The sequence below is a fragment of the Candidatus Obscuribacterales bacterium genome (assembly GCA_036703605.1).
Classification (GTDB): domain Bacteria; phylum Cyanobacteriota; class Cyanobacteriia; order RECH01; family RECH01; genus RECH01.
The window spans coordinates 15,428-34,899 of record DATNRH010001184.1; the positions used below are offsets into that span (position 1 = coordinate 15,428).

Sequence of the window (19,472 nt, forward strand, 5' to 3'; positions counted from 1 at the left end):
TCATGTCTAGTTTATCCAGGTCAACTATGCGGCAATGCCCTGACAGATTTGTTCTTCCAGCATCGCTTCCCGATCGCTCATGTCTTGAATACCTTGCTGGATGATCGTGCGGATATCCTGTCCTTGCTCATAGGCCGCTAGCCAGCGCTGGGCTTCATTCCCCTCCCGGAGAATTTTCTTCAGAGGAGATAAAAAGCAGCTAAAGCCCCGAGACTTGGCGATCGCCCATAGTTCTGGGTAGAGTTCCTCAATCCAATCGCGGGCGATGATGGTGCGGCCATCTTGCCAGTGGCGCAGTTCGGCATCGAGGCTGTGGTAGGCGGCAGCTTGTTCATTATCATCAGCGATCGCCCCCAGTTCTTCGATAGATAGGCTACTGCTCACCAGGGGATCGAGGTCGGGCTGGTCAAAAAGCTGCATCAGCCGAGCTTCCAGGAAGGCGGTGATGGCTAAGAGAGCGATCGGGTCAGATACGAGGTCACAGATGCGTAGCTCTAGACGGTTGAGATTATAGGGACGGCGATCGCCATTGGGGCGCACGGATGACCACAGGTGGCGCACATTTTGCATCGTGCCGAGCACCAACTGTTCCTCCGTCCATTGAATGAAATGGTCATGACTGCTAAACAGCGGTACCTGGGCGGGAGTTTTAGGGAAAACGCTCCAGCGGCGCGAGTGGGCACCGGTCACCTGACCATCTAAAAAGGGCGACGATGCGCTTAGGGCCAGAAATAGCGGTGCTTCTAATCGCACTAGGCGACAGGCCCGCATCAGCATCTCTGGATCCTCGATGCCGATATTGATATGGATGCTGGCGGTGACCACCGTGGCCCCATAGGTCTGTTCGATGTAGTCGTGGTAGGGATTGGTGGGGTCGGAGCGCCAAAATTGTTGGCTATCGCCGAGGGAGAGGGTGCTGCCGGGGTGGATGGTGTAGTTTCCTAAGGTTTGCAGGTAGGCGCGCAGGTCGCGGCGGGGGCGCACCAGGTTACACAGGAGGCGATCGTAGCTGTAGAGGGGGGGAGTGGTATATTCCACATTACGGCTATCGGGTTCGCGGACGAAGCCATGGAGGGCTGCGGTAATCTTATCCGAGAGTCCCACAATCTCCCCCTCGGGGGTGCCCGTGTACATCTCAACTTCAAAGCCTTTGGATAGTAGCACGGTCGTTCTCCTTCATTGCACAGGGATGAATACCCGTGGGGTGTTGTTTAGGCGGCTGAAGATCTTGGTGTAGCCTTGTCCCACGGTGATGCTTGGCAATGCCCACGGGCTTACCAATGATTCTATTATCCGGTATGGCCACGACTGCTAGATGAGGGGATCCAGAGAAACGGGCTGATTTTATACAGAAAGCAAGGGTTCTGTCGGTTCTAGGAGTTGCTCAAACAGGCGGCGATCGCTGAAGTCTGACACAACCAGGGTAGCTCCGGCTTGGTAGAGAATCTCTGGCGGTTGGCTGGAGGCAATGCCGACGGTGGGAATACCGGCTGCGACGGCGGACTGCACACCGGAGGGCGAGTCTTCAAACACGATCGCTTCCTCCGGGGCAATATCGAGACCATCGAGGGCAAAAGTATAGGGTAGGGGGTCGGGCTTGCCGCGCTCCAATTCTTCACCCAAAATCACCACCGGAAAGATGTCGTCAAAATTCAGCGTTTGCAGGATGAAGTAAGCATTATCTCGGGGAGCATTGGTGACCACAGCTCGCTTGAGGGCACGCTGGTTCATCCAGGGCAGCAGCACATCTAGACCGGCCAGGGGACGGAGAACCGTGGCCGCACGGCGGCGAAACTCAGCTTCTTTATAGCGGCTAAGCTGAATACCTTCATCTACAGACAGTTGGGGCAACAGGTCTTGGATGATATGTTCATTCAGACGGCCGTTGAAATGTACTTTATAAAAATCCAGGTTGATGGTTAAGCCATAGCCCTTTAGCAACTCTGCCCAAGTCTCAAAATGCACCGGATCACTGTGGGTTAAGGTTCCATCAAGATCAAATAGGAGGGCTTTTAACATAGATACCTAAGAGAAATGAAATACGGATCAGGGCGATCGCAACTGTGCTCAGCTCCTGATAAGTCGAAACCAGGTGATACAGGTGCTCGTTGAGAACCCATTCCCTACTATCTATACGTCACTGCCTATTTAGCAGATTGCTAGAGATGCAGCATGGCGCTGATTTGGGCAAGGGGTACCTGTCCGTATTCATCAAACGTCATCACACCATGATCAAAAAGCAGGTTGATTAAAACGTGCTGAACGGACAAGCCTGCTTTCAGCATAGCGAAATCATGATTTAGTGGTTGTCTTATTGATAACGTCTCTTAACGTGCCTAGCCAAAGGTGGAACCATTCCATCCCCACATGGCTCCTGGGGCGTCAGCAAATTCGATGTAGGTGCGATTGGCTGGGATGCCCAAGGCAGTATGGATCTTGGCGCAAAAATCTTGGCTCATGGCGCGGGTGCGATCGCCTCCCATGGTGCCCACACTTTTAATTTCGATATAGCAGGTGGGTTGGGTGGTGCCCCCAAAGGTCATGGCGATGTCGGGCTGAAAGGCAGTCATCACGTAGGACTCGGGTTTACCCAAATGCTTGGCCAAGCTAACGGATAGATCCTTCAGCAGGGCGTCAACCGTGGCCGCATCAGGGGCGGGAATGGAAGTTTGAACTTTGATGAAGGGCATAGGTCAAGGGTGATCACGTCAAACGTCGATTTATCGTGGGGATCATCTGCCAAGCCATGGTAACTTGACAAGCTGAACCGATGGGCGGGGGTTGGATCGTGCTCGATGCTTGACCCAACCTACGCACACCTCGATCTACCGTACAAGTAGACTGCACCAGTAGATCGAGACTGTCCTATCCGCCATATTGCCAGCCGGTGCTTTCTAGAAGGAGCGGATTGCCTTCTCGGTGAACGCCAGCGGCGATCACTTCTCCCACAAATACGGTGTGGTCGCCATGCTCCACAGCACCAACAACGCGGCATTCTACATAGCCGAGGGAGTCGGTAATGATCGGGCAGCCGGTTTCTCCGAGGTAAAACTCTACCTCTTCAAACTTGTTGCCAACCCGTCGTTGGGGCTTAAAGAAGGTTTGAGCCATGGACTTTTGCCCTTCTTCCAACACACTTAGGGCAAAGACTTGGCTGCTTTTGATCATGGCGTGGGAGCCAGAATCATTTTTCACGCAGTTGACCACCAAGGGCGGCTGAAACGAGGCTTGCATCACCCAGCTTGCCGTGAAGCCGTTGACCTCATCGCCATCCTTGACTCCGCAGACATAAAGCCCGTGGGGGATTTTGCGAAGCATAGTTTTCTTGGCCTGTTCGTCGAGCACGAAGATCTCCTCCTAGGGGGTATACCGAGCCTGACTGTGCCCCTGATGTTGCCCCTAAGGGTGTTTCAGACTGGGTGCCAGTCAGGTTCACAAGTAAGGTTCACAATTATTGTCAGTTTAGGACAGCTTAGGGCCACGCGGGGTGCTTAGGGATGTTCCGATGGGATGACAGGGCTAAGCAGCGGGAAGAAATGCCCAACGGGCCCCTGGCCCTGACCTAGGCGTAGGGAATAGTGCAGCGCAGTGGTGACGTAGTCTTTCGCTAGGCGCACGGCGGTATTGAGCCCATGCCCTAGAGCCAGGTTGGCGGCGATCGCTGCGGAGAGGGTGCAGCCGGTGCCGTGGGTGTCTTGGGTTTGGATCTGTTGGGTGCGTAAAATCTGCAGGCGATCGCCGTCGAACAATACATCCACACCGCGCAGCTCTGCGTCCATGCTGCCTCCTTTCACCAGCACAGCCTTGGCCCCGAGTCCATAAATCAGCTCAGCAGCAGCTTTCATGTCCGACAGGGTTTGGATCTCAAGACCGCTGAGGATCTGAGCTTCGTAGCGATTGGGGGTCAACACGGCGGCTAGGGGAATCAGGCGCGATCGTAGGCAGGCGATCGCATCATCGTCGATCAACTGGGCTCCGGTGCGCGATACCATGACTGGATCGACTACTAAGCGCTCTAGCTGCCAGGCTTCTAGACATTGGGCGACCTGTTCAATAATGCCGATATTCAGCAGCATTCCTGTCTTGGCGGCGTGAAGGCCAATATCATCTCTCACCGCCTGCATCTGGGCAGCGATCGCTTCCGGCGGCAAGGCATCCACGCGGGTCACCCCGAGGGTATTCTGGGCCGTGACGCAGGTGAGGGCGCTGGTGCCGTGGACTTTGTGCATGGCGAAGGTGCGCAGATCAGCCTGAATGCCAGCTCCACCGCCGCTATCCGATCCGGCAATGGTGAGCGCAACTGGGACAGATGGGACGTTCATCGCGATCATGGGTTGATGGGGGCTCCTGTGCTGCCAAAACTACGCGGCGTTGAAGGCCATCTGCCAAAAATCGCGCTCTAGGCGGGTGATTTTTAGAAAAACAGATTCTGCCTGTTGTTGGGCTTGGTCGGGGGCGGTGGCTAGGGCTTGGTCGGCTTGCTGTTCTAACTGGTTCACATAGGCGGTGAAGCCTGGATTACCCCAGCGCTCTGCAAATTCTGCGTAGGGTGCATCCATGGCTCCGGGTTTTTGCCAGCCTTGATTATAGGCTAGTTCAATAGCCCAGAAGGCCGTGGCCTGCACGGCGTAGGGCGCATCGGCGAGGCTGCCCATGTAGGCGCAATATTCGGTGCAGGTGGCTTGGGGGCGCACGTCTAGTTCTAGCCGTCGTTCTTGGGCCTTGGCACGAAACCACTGAAGCTCGTCTTTGAGGGCAATCATGCCGCTCAGCAAGACATCATAGTGCTCGACGGGAGCGATCGCCAAGAGCCGCGCTGCCATGCGGGTAAAGTCCACCACAAATAAATAATCTTGCACCAGCCAGGTATGAAACTGTTGCGTTTGGATGGTGCTATTAGCGCATTGATCCAGAAAAGGATGCACCGTGGCTGAGTCCCAGGCTTGGGGATGAAGGGTGATGAGCTGATGACAGGTTAGGGGCATGGTGGTCAACTGGTAAACAGACGTTTGGTAAACAGACGCTTATTTAAGGTAGCGAACTTAGCTACATTCGTGAAGACACCGCCAGAATAACACCGCCAGAGTTTGAGATGCTCCAGCGGTGTAGTGCGATCGCTCGATGGGCGACCTATGGTGATGCATAGCTAGAGTCAGGTTGCTTGAGACAGGTTCTAGATGAACGTTTGAGCGTTGGAGTGGCTCTAGGTTGTTTTGATGTCCTAACTCATATGACTATGGCTCATGAACTATGGCTTATGAACTATGGCTATAGCCGTTAACGTTTGCCGTTGGCAGCCTCTTGGCTGCGGGCAATCATTTGCTCCATGAGCTTTTCGGGTACGTCTTGCAGATGGTCGTACTGCCACTGGAAGAACCCAACCCCCATGGTCAGCGATCGCAGCTCGACGATCAGATCCTGCATCTCCGACTGCGGTAGGTAGGCGGTTACTTCATCCCAGTCGCGCCAGTTGGGTTTGCTAGCATAGCCGAGAATCTGCCCCCGGCGGGTGCTCACGAGCCGCAGCACGTTGGAGGTGTAGCTGTTGGGCACTGATATCACCATGGATAGAATCGGCTCCAGCAGCGAGGGCTGGCATTGCTGCAAGCCATCCTGCATGGCGATGCGGGCCGCTTGCTTAAAGGCTTGCTCCGAGCTATCTACTGCGTGGTAGGAGCCATTGGTGAGCGTCACCGACACATCCACCACCGGGAAGCCCAGAGGGCCCTGGCTGAGGAATTCCCGCACGCCCATTTCCACACCGGGAATATATTGCTTGGGCACGACGCCGCCCACAATGGTTTCCTTGAACTGGAAGCCTGCCCCGCGATCGAGGGGACGAATGTCGAGATAGACATCGCCAAACTGCCCATGGCCACCCGTTTGATGCTTATAGCGTCCATGGATAGACTGGGTTGCCTGCTTGATGGTTTCCTTGTAGGGCACTTGAGGTGCGTGGGTGGTCATGGGCAGATTATGCTTACGGCCCAAGCGATCGAGGGACACCTGGAGATGAATTTCGCCCTGCCCCCAGAGAATCACCTCGTGGGTGTCGCCGTGCTGTTCCCAGGCGATCGCTGGATCTTCGTCCATCAGCTTACTAAGCGCTGTGCTGAGTTTGACTTCATCGCTGCGGCGTTCGGGAGCGATCGCCAAGGCATAGACCGGCATCAAATGCTCAGCCTGAGGTAGAGCGGTAACGGAGGCATCGGTGCTCAGGGTATCGCCAGTGCTAATGCCATCCAGGCGACCCATGGCCACAATCGAGCCAGCCTCGGCCACCTGCAAGGGTGTTTGCTGCTGCCCCATGAGGCTATAGATGCCGCCTAATCGTGTACCGTTAACGATCGCTCCATCTTGAAACGTCCCCTGCCAGACGCGCACGAGGGAGAGCTTGCCGCCTTGCTGGGTGTAGTAGGTTTTGAGGACTTGGGCGACGGGGATGTCGTCCGCCGACCCAACAGGATGACGGGCGGCCGCAACCGAGGGTTCGGGGGTTTCGCGCACGAGGGCATCGAGGAGGGGACGCACGCCATAATCTTGATCGGCAACGCCCACAAACACCGGCACGATTAAATCTGCCCCAAGCTCTAGCTTCAGATCACTCCAAATTTCATCAGCAGGGGGATTGACCTCTTCTAGAAGTTCTTCCAGCAGATGATCATCAAAGTCTGCCAAGGTTTCCAGCATGTCTTGGCGGGCTAGATGCTCTTGCTCTTTTAAGTCGTCGGGCAAGGGAACGGGATCGGCTGGGGCTCCGGGGTGGTAGTGGTAGGCTTGCTCGGTCACCAAGTCAATGAAGCCAGCGGTGGCAGCTCCTTGACCGATGGGATATTGGTGCAGCACGAGGGGCCGGGTTGAAACGGTTTGGAGGGCGTTGAGCAGATCGGAAAACCCTGCATGGGCCTTATCAATTTTGTTGATGAACAACAGGTGAGGAATTTCCCAGTCATCCAAGAATTGAAACAGGGCAGCCAAGGTCAAGACGCGATCGCTGTCCGGTTCACACACCACAATGGCTGCATCAACGCCAATCAGCGCATTGTAGGCTTCCTGGGCAAATTCAATCGACCCTGGACAATCCACAAACGTAAAATGAATACCGCTGTACTCAGTACTGGCAGCATTCACCTCCACACTCATCTGGCGATCGCGGGCTTCGGGGGTTGCATCGCCAACGGTATTACCGTCCTTGATACTCCCTTTGCGGGAGATGGCTCCCGTCACCGAAAGAATACTTTCGAGCAGGGTGGTTTTACCGCTCAAATAGGGCCCCACAATCGCCACATTTCGTGAGCCAGATACTACATTGCCACTCATACGACGCTCACTCCTTTATGGAATCAAAGTAACGTACTAAGCGCTGAGCAATGGTCTTATTCCTTAGCTGTGGTTACCCCATGACTGCCATAAATAGTCATAAAGTTTCACGAATGTTTGGAATGTTAATTGTTCGCGTTTAGCATGATTAATGAACGAATACAATTAGAGAAGACGGGCTTTATTACAGTTCAGACTACGAGATATTCGACTCAACAGATATTAAAAGTTTTGGATGTTTTCTAGGGTGATACCTGTTGATCTAAGGTGCTATAAACCTACTTCAACGGTTGAATAGCGGAGGGCGATCGCCTTCTGAATGATGATCAGATTTGTGATCTCTATCCTTTGATATCATCTGCATTGCAGGAATTCTAGAGAACTAAAGAGCCTATTGGGATGTGGATGTTGCTGGGATAGATAGCTCCTGCAAGGTTCAAAAAACGGGCTATCACGGTATGTTTTATTCCGTCATATTTTCTATAGATTAGTGACGGAATTGATACAGTGATGCGATCGCTTTTTGAGTAGGCACCGATGACAATTTCGTACTTTGAAGCGTGACTAAACCTCGAAATGTCTCTAACTGCTTATTCTTAGATTAACCTGTTGCTAAACACTGCTCAAAAAGCAGCAAGGAAAGTTTATACAGTGACTTGATCTTGGGGGCGATGGCCGTGAGTGATTGCTCAGCTACAGGTGCGTTACGGCTTCGCCTAACAGCACGCTACACCATGGTGAATTGAGTCATTGATCAAGACCTTGGTGGAGTTAATCGCTGCTTTTGTCGTTGCTGGGGGGCAGGTTGGGCATGGGGGGAAGTTGATCGAGGAGCGATCGCACTTCTGTGAGCAGGGCGTCCTGTTCTGCCCGCAGGGCATCGAGGCGTTGGGCGATATCGGTGAGGCGCTGCTGGGGAGAGTCGGCGTCCAACTGTTGGCGGGCAACGGAGGTGATCCACTGAGACTGTAGAAAGCGTCCTAACCGTAGAATGATCCACCAGCCTAGCCAAATTGGTAGCCGCAGGGCGCTGATCCAAGCATATTGAGCCAGACGAGCGATCGCCCCTAGCAACCCCCAGAGGAGGATGACCGTGATGCCTAGCAGCGCTACGGATACCCAAGGATGCCCCAGAAACCAAGCCATGAGGGGATGGTGGTCAAACCATTGCTGTACTGCCTCCGTGACGGTGCGGCGGAGGCTGCTGAGGGCGAGCTGAATAAAGCGATCGACGCTGCTGCTCATGGGGTATCGGGGGAGACGGCGGGCATCGGTGAGGGGCTGTCAGAGCAAGGTAGATCTGCTAGAGCAAGTCTTCGTCTAAGACCTTACCCCAGCGTCGTAGCCATTGCAGCACTTCCGGTGGCAGGCTAGCCTTGGCACGGGCGATCGCATTGATGCACACATGACGGGTGCTGGCCCGGGCCACGCAGGTCATGGGAGCGGGTTCTTCGCCAGGATCGATGAAGATTTCGTAAAGTGTTTCAAACTCGCTGCTGCCCAGTTGTCGCGGGCTAAGCTGAATGATTTGGCGATCGCCACAAAACATCGGCTGGAAAAAATCAACCGTGGCATTGGTGATGGGAAATGCCACCTTGGGATAGCAAAAGAAGGCGGGGAGGTCAATGCCAGCCTCGGCCAGGGATGCTTCGTAGGCATCGTGGCACATGGCTAATACATTGGCAAAGTACACGACGCCTGCAGCATCAGTCTCACGAAATCGGACGGTGCGGCGATAGGTATAAGACATAGGTTCAATCGATTCAGGATGGGGATAGGCAACAACAATGGGAAAAGCTCTGTGGGCGATCGCCCGATCTATTCGCTAAGGTCAGGGTAGATGGCTGAATTCTGCCCTGTGATACATCAGGTCACCATTCGGACATTCTACGATTGGGCGTGTCAAGATCAAACTAATCGCATCCTCAACGACCGCAGGTGAGTCCTTTTATGCCAGCTACGCCAGACTCTCAACCGTCTATCGCTCGCCATTATCACGAACGCACCAAGTATGACCCCGATACTATCGCCGCCAAATCTCAGCCCTTAGACTGGAATCAGCAGCCGGTTCCGTTCAAGGACTATAAGCTAGGCACCTCCGTGGATCTCAAACTCTACCTAACCGACGAGTTTGACCCAACCGATGCCACCCACCAAGCCTGGCGGCGGCTGTCTCGGCTGTTTCTCTGCAGCTATGGGCTAACGGTGAAGATGGTGACCATGAGCGGCGATCCAATCTATTTTCGGTCGGCTCCCTCGGCCGGTGGTCTCTATCCGGCGGAACTCTACCTGATCTCCCGAGGGACGCCTCTCTTGTCAGCGGGACTGTATAACTATCAGCCGCGATCGCATTCCCTGCTACATTTTTGGGATAGTGAGGTGTGGTCAGGGCTGCAGGATGCTTGTCTATGGCATTCTGCCCTCCAGCAAACCCAGATGGCCTTGGTCACCACGGCGGTCTTTTTCCGATCGGCCTGGCGCTACCAAGCTCGGGCCTATCGACGCATTTTCTTGGATACGGGGCATCTGCTGGGCAATATTGAACTAGCCTGCGCTCTCAATGACTATCGACCCCATTTGATTGGTGGCTTTGTGGATGAAGCCGTTAATCAACTGATGTATCTCAACTCAGACGAGGAAGGCGCAACAGCCGTCATTCCCCTTGCCGATCTGCTAGACGTGCAGCAAAATCTCCCGATCGCTGCCACGGCCCTGCCGTCTAAAACCCATAGCGACTATCCTAAAATTTCGGAGGGTGACCTCCTGGGCTATTTGCACCAAGCCACCCAGATTCATCCCGAGCCCGCTCCACCCACTAAGCGAGTGTTGATTGGCCCCTCCCGTCCGGTGCAGCCCGAACCCATAGCCCCGCCTGCCGAACCCGTTCCCGATAAATACAACTTTCCCTTTTGCTTGAAGGTGTCTACGGTGTCTGAGCCGATTCAATGGGGCGATCGCCTCGCTGACCTAGAGACCACCATGCTCAAGCGCCGTTCCACCCGCGCCTACAGCGGAGCTGACCTCACCCTTGACGAGCTGCGGGCGCTGCTCGATTTCACCTACCAACCCCAGCACTACATCGACCAAAGCTTCGATCGCCAGCCCGACTATTTCGACCTCAGCCTGATTGAGACCTTTGTGGCCGTATCTGGGGTGGATGGACTGGAAGAAGGCTGCTACTACTACGCTCCCAATGCCGAAGAACTGCGACAAATTCGCTTCAAAAACTTTCGGCGAGAGCTGCATTACCTCTGCCTTGGGCAAGATCTCGGGCGCGACGCGGCGGCGGTGGTGTTCCATACCGCTGACCTAGAACGGGCGATCGCTCGGTATGGCGATCGCGTCTATCGCTACCTGCACATGGATGCCGGCCATCTAGGCCAGCGTCTGAACCTGGGTGCCATTCGCCTTGGTCTAGGGGTAAGCGGTATTGCTGGCTTCTTTGATGATTCGGTGAATGAAGTGTTGGGCATTCCCGCTGATGAAGCGGTGCTGTATATCACCACTCTGGGACGCCCGAAGTAAGATCAGGTCAGATGAAAGCGATCGCTTAGCCTCTGATGAGATAAGACTTGTGTATCTATTCGATTCACGCTCAGAGGAAAGCTGTAGCGTGTGTTAGGCGAAGCCGTAACGCACTGTCCCGCAAAGCTTTATGCGTTACGCTATCGCTCTAGCGAAGCCATGCCGAAGGCTATACGCATTCTACGAATAAATAGGAAAGCAGATTTTCAGTGAGTTTCGTAGCTAGATTTGTAATGAGAGCGTTAATCTTCACCAGTTTGGGGCGATCGCCCGTTTTGAATCAACAACTGGATAGCGAGGGCAATGAGTCCTAGGGTAGCGATCGCAAATAGGGCCGTCACCAAGGTACTGAGCCCCATGACGAGGGTACGCACGGCAATGGCGATATTGGTTGCGAAGGGGCTGCCGGTGGGGACTGGCTTGTGGGCAAAGGTATCGATAATCGAGCGGGTGAGGAAATAGAGCGCCGTCCCTAAGCCGCCAGATACTGCCGCCCCGGTGAGGCACCGTAGGGGCGTGGGTGGCGTATCGATGGAGCTGGATGTTGGCGGTTTGGGATCGGATGACATAATCAGTTCCTCATGGCTCAGCACAATAGCAATTAGGCACCCGGATAGGCGATATGGATGCCGCTGGCAGTGGATTGGGTCACCCACAGCTCTAGATTGGGATCGGGCAGGCTAGCCCGGACGTTGGTCTGGATTTGAGCCGCATGGTCAGCGGATTGGGCGATCGCAAATACCGTGGGCCCAGAGCCGGACATCATCACCCCGAGCGGATTACAGGCAGCAAAGGCGGCTTTCAAGTCGCTAATAACGCTATGGGCCGGTAGGGCCACTTTTTCCAGATCATTATGTAACAGTTTACCTACCTCTTCTGGGTTACGGGAGGCGATCGCTGCCACCATGGGCCCAGAATGCACTCGCTGCTGCCGCCCTTGAATGCCGTCAGATTCAGACACGTAGGTGTGGCTAAACTGCTGACGATAGGTTTTGTAGGCCCAGGGGGTGGAAATGCTCAGGTTGCGATATTTACCAAGCACCAAATGCAGGCAATCTAGACTAGGCAAGGGCGATAGGATTTCCCCGCGTCCCGTGGCGATCGCGGTGCCGCCAGCAATACAAAACGGTACATCTGAACCGAGCTGTGCGCCTAGCTCTTGTAGCTCCGACTGCGTTAGCCCCAAGTTCCACATCAAATCCAACCCCACCAGCACCGCTGCACCATTGGTGGAGCCACCGGCTAGCCCAGCGCCCACGGGAATGTGTTTATCGATCGTAATCGCTACGCCGCCATAGCGCTGAAAGACGTCGGGAAATTGGTCTGCCATTAAAGCAGCCGCTCGGTAGGCTAGGTTGCTAGAGTCATTGGGCACCAGGGGATGATTGCAGGTCACCCGGATTTGGTCAACGCCAATGGATTTTAGATGTACCCGATCGCTTAACCCAATGCTTTGGAGAATCATGGCCATCTCATGGAACCCATCCGGGCGATCGCCAATAATTTCCAGATATAGATTAATTTTGCCCGGAGCGTACAGTGTATAGGACTGCATGGAAGTTACATCACGATCAGAGAACAGGGCGCATTCATTCCGAGGAGGGAGCGATCGCTTCTTGGGATAGCACATTGCTGAGCGCCACCCATTGGGCAACCCCTAGTTCCTCTGCCCGCGCCTGAGGGGATACTTTCAATTGTTCCAGCAAATGACCCAAGCGATCGCGATCGACGATGGATTTCAGATTATTTCGCAACATCTTCCGCTTGGTGGCAAAGCCTAGCTTGACGATCATCTCTAGGTGTTTGGGGAGGGTGGCCACGGCTTCGAAGGGACGAGGGACGAGCCGCACCACGGCGGAGTCTACCTTGGGTGGCGGCTGGAAGGCGGAGGGTGGCACGGTACAGATCATCTCACAGTCGGCCAGATACTGCACCCGCACCGACAATGCGCCAAAGGTACGAGATCCGGGCTTGGCACAAAGCCGCTGGGCCACTTCTTTTTGGGTGAGCAGCACAATAGATTCGTAGGGCACAGCCGTCGGTTTGGCGATCGTGCCCAGCAACCGTTCTACGATCGGGCCGGTGATGTAGTAGGGAATATTGGCCACTACTTTGTTGGGACGTTCTTGCCCAGATGGAGCGATCGCTGCCGCCAAGTCTAGGTTCAGAAAATCTGCTTCGATTAACAAAAGCTGGCTGGTTGACGGAAACTGTCGCCGCAGCGATCGCACCAGATCCCAATCAACTTCTACCGCCACAACGCTTTCCGCCTGCTGCAAAAGACTTCGCGTCAAGACACCCGTGCCTGGGCCAATCTCCAAGACGCGATCGCTGGATGTCAACTGCGCGGCATCTAGAATCTGTTTGAGCACCCGCTCACTGCGCAGCCAGTGCTGACCAAATTGTTTCCGAGGGACATGTTTCATTTGGTGATCCTACCTCGGAGAGCGATCGCTCGTCCAAGACCCACGCAACTATAGCTTGATTCATGGTCTCAAGGGAGCATCGCTATGGTCGTCATGGTTCTGCTTATACATGCTTGACCAATCGATTTTTTAGAAGAGCGATCGCTTCTCTATAAAATCAATTTTCGGAGGAGCGATCGCCAGACTCATCAGATAAATTTTGCAGGGATTTTCTTTTGTAGCGGCGATGGACAAAATACTGTTTTCCAGCTGCCCAAGCCGTTTTTGTTGCTACAACTGTGGCTTTTCTTTTAAGCGTCGGCTCTGGCTCTGGCTCATCGTCGAGGCCAAGAAAACATAGGGACATGAGTCCTAACGCCATCAGAATTAAGATCGTGCCTTCCACTTTGCCCCATGTCAACACAAGAAACGTTTCAAGAATTAGCAGGATGAAACCACCCCTTTTCTCAGGGATATCAATAACATATGCGCCAAGAGCATGGGGAAACAAGATTTGTAGCATGCCTAGCGCCGTCAAAATTAATGCAGGCAGAATAAGCATCTGAAGCTTTTGAGTTGAGACCATAAATTCCATGACCTTTGGATATGTTAATGCGATCGCCAATTGTTCTACCTTGGCACTGATAGCGATCGCCACTGCAGTTACGATGGCTATAGGTTGGTATCCTTGAGTAGCATTAAGATAAACTCAACCGTTTGACGATATGTGCTAGTTTATGAGAACGTTCGAGGTCCCGGGGGCTGAACTCTGATGGTGAAGTCTTGTATCTAGACTGCCCAATCCTCCTGTCAAAATATCGCTACCTTTTTAAGTATTCCAACTTAGCGTTCGCGCACCCAGCCAGCTTGGCCATAGGTTGATCTATCTACCCAAGATCTGAACCTATCGGGGAGCAATCAGCCTACCTTACAGCTTGAGTCAGATGGAATAGGATATTAAAATGAGGTGCTTTGAACCCGCTGCCCTAATACATACCTTATTTAGATTTTATCCTTAAGTTCCACGGCCATGGTGCTGATCTTAGGCAGGTTACTCCTAGTTCATCTACGCGAGGAAAGATCCTGCCAATCATCTTGGGCTGCAAATTTTCCAAGAAGAGAGTTTTCAGCCTTCTTGGCTTCTGTTGTAGGGCTATCCATACATCTACGCTGATTTTTTTGCCGGACAAAATAAAGCCCTGGGATCGTAGCGAGCCCAGGGCAGAATGACGTTATGTTCTCATGTCTCGAACTAGAGGATGATAGTCATCCAATCTTGAAGGGGCGGCCCTAGTGGAGAGTTGATGGGGTCGCCAAGGGGTGGAAGAGCACCCAGCAGAACAGCGGAACTAACAAGCTGGTTGCGATCGTAACAACTGCAATAACTTCTAAGCCTGTCATCAAATCGGTGGTGATCATAGTCGCCTCTCCTGTGGATTGTTGGACGGAGGCGCGTTCCTTCGGGATGTCTCCCTACTTCCGTTCTCTTCTTGCCTAACGTGACCTTGTGAGGACTAAGAGAATGAACGAAATTTACTTTCTGTATTCATCATCACAGAGTTGCGCTGCAGATGCAATGCCATGTGTCAAGGTTTGCTTATACGTTGATCTACCCCCCTAGGGCATAGACACAAGCCTTCTATATATAGAGAGCGATCGCTCCCCAGGATGCACGCCAAGGCCCAAGAGGCTACTTTTCCCCATAGGTCACGGGTTCCAGCCCTGAGATCCGGGTTCTAGACAACCTGCTTTTACCATCTCACTAAAATTTAGGCAACATTGCTTGACACTTCGTAACATTTGCTGTTACATTTATTTACATGAGGCAGCAAGGTGAACCAACACCCCGCTAGCCGCCCCGCCCGAATCAGTAGAACCGTAGTTAATGATGCTAGCTAGGTTTCTACGCTCACCCAACGGCGGGTTCTCAAAGGCTCACTGTTACTATCCCTGAAAGGAGTTGCGCCATGTTTGCACCAGTTGTTGTCCTAGTTCGCCGCGTTATGGGTGATCCCAAATTCATCAAGGTTCGTGGTCAAGCGATCGCCCTTCACTCGCAAGCCATCACTCGCTTTTGTAACAAATTTGGTATCGATCGCACCCGTCGGCAGAACTGGATTCGCCAAGCGCGGGACAACGGTAAAAAGCTGGGGCTACTTGCTTAACTCCCGATCGGAAGGGCTCGGCAAGCGATGGTGGGATATGTGACTCCCTTGCCTAGTGCCCAAACTCAATTCACGTCAACCCTTCAACATTTCAAAGGATACAAACTATGGATATGTTTCTTCTCGGTGCATTGTTCTTAATCGGTTGGGTCGCCGTTGCGGTGATCGGAACCCAAGCCTACTTCCGTGGTGAACAAACCAAGCCCATCCACGAGCGCAACTGGCGTTCTGATGGTTTCGAAATGGTGGCTATCACCGTCACGGGTCAAGAAACCGACTACAGCACCCGCACCCCTGGCTATGGCGCTATGGATGCCTATGCTAGCGGCAACCTGCCCAGCGCATAACGCCCAGGCAGCGTCCAAGAACGTCTAAATTTCGAATTTCTTCAACCAAACTTCCTAATCCGTCAAACTGACGACTCTCCTTCAACATCCCAGCGATCACTGGGGTGTTTTTTTTGATCGCGCCTGTAGAGAAATGGGCGATCGCTCGATGATCGAACGGAATTGACGCCATACCATACATACAACAACAGCACCCAGAACGGCGACATCGAGGGATTTCCTGTTTAGTGTTGAGTCTACATAGAGGTGTTTTAGTAGTCAACAAGCCTCTCTATTGTGCAGCTCTAGGAAATATCAACGACCTGGTTGGGTGCTGTTGGATTAAACCGGAACCAATTCAACTGGAAATCGATATTGACCTCCTATCTATTGATATTGAACTGTTTCTGGAAAAGGAGTTTTTAACCTCCTTGTTATTAGAATAGCGCTTGTCTTTAATTGATCCCCAACCTTGAAATCAAAGTTTACGATAGAGTTTATGATGGGTTTTAATGAGACTTTCTACCTAGCAGGTGAATTGCGAATAGGGTCAATGCTCCCTCGTTCTGTCTAATTCTCTGTGGAACTACCCTTGACTTGCAACTGAGGAAAAGTCCAAAAGAGTCATGCTTGAAACAAGCGCGATCGCGCTTAGGTTCTACTCCCAAATGATCGGCAACGTTGACTAGCCCCAACGGCTATGGATCCCAATAGTGATTCAGTAAAAATACTCATTTCTTTAACATCTTGTCCAAGATGGTCGTCATGGGCGATCGCTCCCGGCTGCTTGACAATCTCGGACTCTAGCCTGAAGGTGCGCCAATCATAGAGGTTTGTTGATGAACCTTGGGCTTGGTAGTGATGTCCTCCATCCTTTAATTTCTGGGAGGCGATCGCCACTCGCTCCAAGAAAGGATAGGATAGGATCGTTACAGCTTCTTTACAGTGTGACGTCCCGACCGGGTTTGGTATAGCCAATCAATGGTGTTCCCATGCCCCGACAAGGCAGGACGGGGGAAAGCCCCTCGATACTGCGGTTTGGGTCTACACCGTTGCGCTATTCACCCTACAGTCTGTTTTCTTACCCTGAACCTATGACACTTCCCATTCGCAATGTTGCCATCATTGCCCACGTTGACCACGGCAAGACGACTCTCGTTGATGCACTCCTAAGACAGTCCGGCACATTTCGCGAGGGAGAAGAGGTTCCAGACTGTGTGATGGACTCCAACGACTTGGAGCGAGAACGGGGTATTACGATCCTTTCAAAAAATACCGCCGTTCACTATAAAGATATTCTGATCAATATTGTCGATACGCCTGGACACGCCGACTTCGGTGGCGAAGTGGAGCGCGTCTTGGGTATGGTTGATGGCTGCATCCTGATTGTGGATGCTAACGAAGGCCCCATGCCCCAAACTCGGTTTGTGCTGAAAAAAGCTCTCGAAAAAGGGCTGCGGCCGATTGTGGTGGTCAATAAAATCGATCGCCCCCGCGCCAATCCCCATACGGCGGTGGACAAGGTCTTGGATCTGTTCATCGAGCTGGGAGCTGATGACGATCAATGTGAGTTTCCCTACCTGTTTGCCTCGGGGCTGTCGGGGTTTGCCAAGGCGACCCTAGAAGATGACAGCACCGACATGAAGCCGCTGTTTGAGGCGATTGTGGAGCATGTGCCGCCGCCGGTGGGCGATCCTACCAAGCCGCTCCAGCTTCAGGTGACTACCCTCGACTATTCCGACTATCTCGGACGGATTGTGATTGGGCGGATCCACAACGGCACCATTCGCTCCGGGCAACAGGCAGCGCTGGTGACCGAGTCTGGCAAGATTGTGACCTCGAAGATCACCAAGCTGATGGGCTTTGAAGGGCTCCAGCGGATTGAGCTAGAGGAATCGTCGGCGGGTAACCTGGTGGCGGTGTCAGGATTTGCTGATGCCAACATTGGGGAAACCATTACCTGTCCCAATGAACCGATGGCGCTGCCGTTGATTAAGGTCGATGAGCCAACCCTGCAGATGACCTTCTGCGTCAACGATTCTCCTTTTGCGGGTCAAGAAGGTACCTACGTCACCTCACGGCAGGTGCGCGATCGCCTCATGCGAGAGCTAGAAACCAACGTAGCGCTGCGGGTGGATGAAACCGATTCGCCAGACAAGTTTGCGGTGTCGGGTCGGGGTGAACTGCACTTGGGCATTCTCATCGAAACCATGCGCCGGGAAGGCTATGAGTTCCAAGTGTCTCAGCCTCAGGTGATCTACCGGGAAGTGACGGGGCAGCCCTGCGAACCCTACGAGCTGCTGGTGCTAGATGTACCGGAAGAAGCGGTGGGCGGCTGTATGGAGCGCCTAGGTCAGCGACGCGGTGAAATGCAGGATATGCGCGTGGGCGGTAATGGTCGTACCCAACTGGAGTTTGTGATTCCAGCACGGGGGCTAATTGGCTTCCGGGGTGAATTCATGCGGCTGACGCGGGGCGACGGCATCATGAACCATAGCTTCCTAGACTATCGGCCGCTGTCGGGGGATGTGGAAACTCGCCGTAACGGTGTGCTGATTGCCTTTGAAGAAGGAACCGCCACCTTCTATGCCATGAAGAACGCTGAAGACCGGGGTGTTTTCTTCATCACGCCGGGCACCAAGGTGTATAAGGGTATGATTATTGGCGAACATAACCGCCAGCAGGATCTAGAACTCAATGTCTGTAAAACCAAGCAGTTGACCAACCACCGTTCTGCCACCGGGGATGAGCTGGTGCAACTGCAAACGCCGGTAGACATGAGCCTAGAGCGTGCTCTGGAATATATCGGCTCGGATGAGCTGCTGGAAGTGACGCCGGAGTCTATCCGTTTGCGTAAGGTGTCGAACAAAAAGTTGGCGAAGCAGCGCTAAGACCGGATGACCTGACGATCGCCCGATGATAGACCGACGGGCGATCGCTCCTCGATACCAGAACCCTCATCCTCGGATGGGGGTTTTGCGTTAGGTGCCGCTGGGGGCGATCGCCTCTGAAGAAGCTCAGAGTATAGTAGAAAGGTAGGTTTACAGAAAGGGTAAGCTATGGCCACTCGTTCCCCTCAGATTGCCGTCATCGACTACGACATGGGCAATTTACATTCTGCTTGTAAAGGGTTGGAAAGAGCCGGGGCCATCACCCACGTGACCGATTCCGCTCCAGATCTGTTTGCGGCTGATGCAGTGGTGTTGCCCGGTGTGGGTGCTTTTGACCCGGCCATGCGCCATCTGCGATCGCGAGACTTGATCCAGCCCATCCGAGATGTGGTGGCCAGCGGCAAGCCGTTTTTAGGAATTTGTCTTGGTCTCCAGATTTTGCTGGAGGGCAGTGAAGAAGGCAGTGAGGCCGGACTGGGAATCGTGAAGGGTATGGTGCGTCATTTTCGCTATGAACCGGGGATTACCGTGCCCCACATGGGTTGGAATCAACTGGATCTCACCCAACCCCAACATCCTCTTTGGCAAGACCTGCCCCACCGCCCCTGGATGTATTTTGTGCATTCCTACTACGCCGATCCGACGGATGCCCGAGTCACTGCCGCCAGCATCACCCACGGCAGCCAAACCGTGACGGCGGCGATCGCTCAGGATAACCTGATGGCGGTGCAATTCCATCCTGAAAAGTCTTCAACATCAGGGTTACAGCTTCTGGCTAACTTTGTTGCTCATGTGAACAGCCAGCAATTGGTGAGTCTTCCATAGCCTGCCAGTTACCTG

General features: G+C 53.5%; 21 protein-coding genes and 1 riboswitch. Of the genes, 5 read left to right on the top strand and 16 right to left on the bottom strand.

Annotated elements, in window-relative coordinates; translation table 11 throughout:
- Window positions 1-24 precede the first annotated feature (24 nt).
- The 10 genes from gshA to V6D20_24575 all read right to left on the bottom strand — a co-directional run bounded on the left by gshA (window position 25) and on the right by V6D20_24575 (window position 9,070).
- Window positions 25-1,164: a glutamate--cysteine ligase gene (gene gshA / locus V6D20_24530; protein HEY9818948.1), complete on the bottom strand. Its 1,140-nt coding sequence runs from the start codon at window positions 1,162-1,164 to the stop codon at window positions 25-27.
- Between the two features lie 180 nt (window positions 1,165-1,344).
- Window positions 1,345-2,019, bottom strand: coding sequence for an HAD-IA family hydrolase (locus V6D20_24535; protein HEY9818949.1), 675 nt, complete (start codon window positions 2,017-2,019; stop codon window positions 1,345-1,347).
- A 140-nt stretch (window positions 2,020-2,159) separates the two neighbouring features.
- Entirely contained in the window at window positions 2,160-2,285 is a 126-nt protein-coding gene (locus tag V6D20_24540) for a hypothetical protein (protein HEY9818950.1), read from the bottom strand.
- 51 nt (window positions 2,286-2,336) lie between these two features.
- Window positions 2,337-2,690 carry a phenylpyruvate tautomerase MIF-related protein gene (locus V6D20_24545; protein ID HEY9818951.1) on the bottom strand — a complete coding sequence of 118 codons (354 nt, stop codon included), beginning with the start codon at window positions 2,688-2,690 and terminating at the stop codon, window positions 2,337-2,339.
- Window positions 2,691-2,865: 175 nt separating this feature from the next.
- Window positions 2,866-3,345, bottom strand: a complete 480-nt coding sequence (locus V6D20_24550) for a flavin reductase family protein (GenBank protein ID HEY9818952.1) — start codon at window positions 3,343-3,345, stop codon at window positions 2,866-2,868.
- A 146-nt stretch (window positions 3,346-3,491) separates the two neighbouring features.
- Entirely contained in the window at window positions 3,492-4,322 is an 831-nt protein-coding gene (gene thiD / locus V6D20_24555) for a bifunctional hydroxymethylpyrimidine kinase/phosphomethylpyrimidine kinase (GenBank protein ID HEY9818953.1), read from the bottom strand.
- Window positions 4,323-4,361: 39 nt separating this feature from the next.
- Window positions 4,362-4,985: a hypothetical protein gene (locus V6D20_24560; GenBank protein HEY9818954.1), complete on the bottom strand. Its 624-nt coding sequence runs from the start codon at window positions 4,983-4,985 to the stop codon at window positions 4,362-4,364.
- 292 nt (window positions 4,986-5,277) lie between these two features.
- Window positions 5,278-7,320 (bottom strand): elongation factor G, encoded by a 2,043-nt coding sequence (locus V6D20_24565; GenBank protein HEY9818955.1) that lies wholly within the window; start codon window positions 7,318-7,320, stop codon window positions 5,278-5,280.
- Window positions 7,321-8,091: 771 nt separating this feature from the next.
- Entirely contained in the window at window positions 8,092-8,565 is a 474-nt protein-coding gene (locus V6D20_24570; protein HEY9818956.1) for a hypothetical protein, read from the bottom strand.
- A gap of 58 nt (window positions 8,566-8,623) precedes the next feature.
- A complete protein-coding gene (locus V6D20_24575; protein ID HEY9818957.1) occupies window positions 8,624-9,070 on the bottom strand; it encodes a thioesterase family protein in 447 nt (148 codons plus the stop codon).
- Between the two features lie 200 nt (window positions 9,071-9,270).
- On the opposite strand from V6D20_24575, the gene V6D20_24580 reads away from it, so the two are divergent.
- Complete coding sequence (locus V6D20_24580) at window positions 9,271-10,845, top strand: SagB/ThcOx family dehydrogenase (GenBank protein ID HEY9818958.1); 1,575 nt, start codon at window positions 9,271-9,273, stop codon at window positions 10,843-10,845.
- Between the two features lie 242 nt (window positions 10,846-11,087).
- Here V6D20_24580 and V6D20_24585 read toward each other — a convergent pair whose 3' ends face one another.
- The 5 genes from V6D20_24585 to V6D20_24605 all read right to left on the bottom strand — a co-directional run bounded on the left by V6D20_24585 (window position 11,088) and on the right by V6D20_24605 (window position 14,669).
- Window positions 11,088-11,414, bottom strand: a complete 327-nt coding sequence (locus V6D20_24585) for a DUF3082 domain-containing protein (GenBank protein ID HEY9818959.1) — start codon at window positions 11,412-11,414, stop codon at window positions 11,088-11,090.
- Window positions 11,415-11,446: 32 nt separating this feature from the next.
- Window positions 11,447-12,400 (bottom strand): 4-(cytidine 5'-diphospho)-2-C-methyl-D-erythritol kinase, encoded by a 954-nt coding sequence (gene ispE / locus V6D20_24590; protein HEY9818960.1) that lies wholly within the window; start codon window positions 12,398-12,400, stop codon window positions 11,447-11,449.
- Window positions 12,401-12,434: 34 nt separating this feature from the next.
- Entirely contained in the window at window positions 12,435-13,271 is an 837-nt protein-coding gene (gene rsmA, locus V6D20_24595; protein ID HEY9818961.1) for a 16S rRNA (adenine(1518)-N(6)/adenine(1519)-N(6))-dimethyltransferase RsmA, read from the bottom strand.
- 157 nt (window positions 13,272-13,428) lie between these two features.
- Complete coding sequence (locus tag V6D20_24600; protein ID HEY9818962.1) at window positions 13,429-13,908, bottom strand: hypothetical protein; 480 nt, start codon at window positions 13,906-13,908, stop codon at window positions 13,429-13,431.
- 632 nt (window positions 13,909-14,540) lie between these two features.
- Window positions 14,541-14,669 (bottom strand): hypothetical protein, encoded by a 129-nt coding sequence (locus tag V6D20_24605; GenBank protein HEY9818963.1) that lies wholly within the window; start codon window positions 14,667-14,669, stop codon window positions 14,541-14,543.
- A 30-nt stretch (window positions 14,670-14,699) separates the two neighbouring features.
- Window positions 14,700-14,781, bottom strand: a riboswitch (Glutamine riboswitch).
- 436 nt (window positions 14,782-15,217) lie between these two features.
- On the opposite strand from V6D20_24605, the gene V6D20_24610 reads away from it, so the two are divergent.
- Window positions 15,218-15,415, top strand: coding sequence for a hypothetical protein (locus tag V6D20_24610; protein ID HEY9818964.1), 198 nt, complete (start codon window positions 15,218-15,220; stop codon window positions 15,413-15,415).
- A gap of 107 nt (window positions 15,416-15,522) precedes the next feature.
- Window positions 15,523-15,762 (top strand): hypothetical protein, encoded by a 240-nt coding sequence (locus V6D20_24615; protein HEY9818965.1) that lies wholly within the window; start codon window positions 15,523-15,525, stop codon window positions 15,760-15,762.
- Here the strand turns inward: V6D20_24615 and V6D20_24620 are convergent.
- On the bottom strand, window positions 15,737-15,934 hold the full coding sequence (locus V6D20_24620) for a hypothetical protein (GenBank protein ID HEY9818966.1): 198 nt from the start codon (window positions 15,932-15,934) through the stop codon (window positions 15,737-15,739). The two genes, V6D20_24615 and V6D20_24620, sit on opposite strands and share 26 nt — an antisense overlap.
- A 901-nt stretch (window positions 15,935-16,835) precedes the next feature.
- Here V6D20_24620 and typA point away from each other — a divergent pair.
- Both typA and hisH read left to right on the top strand, forming a co-directional pair.
- Window positions 16,836-18,632, top strand: a complete 1,797-nt coding sequence (gene typA, locus V6D20_24625) for a translational GTPase TypA (protein HEY9818967.1) — start codon at window positions 16,836-16,838, stop codon at window positions 18,630-18,632.
- 168 nt (window positions 18,633-18,800) lie between these two features.
- A complete protein-coding gene (gene hisH, locus V6D20_24630) occupies window positions 18,801-19,457 on the top strand; it encodes an imidazole glycerol phosphate synthase subunit HisH (protein HEY9818968.1) in 657 nt (218 codons plus the stop codon).
- Window positions 19,458-19,472 lie beyond the last annotated feature (15 nt).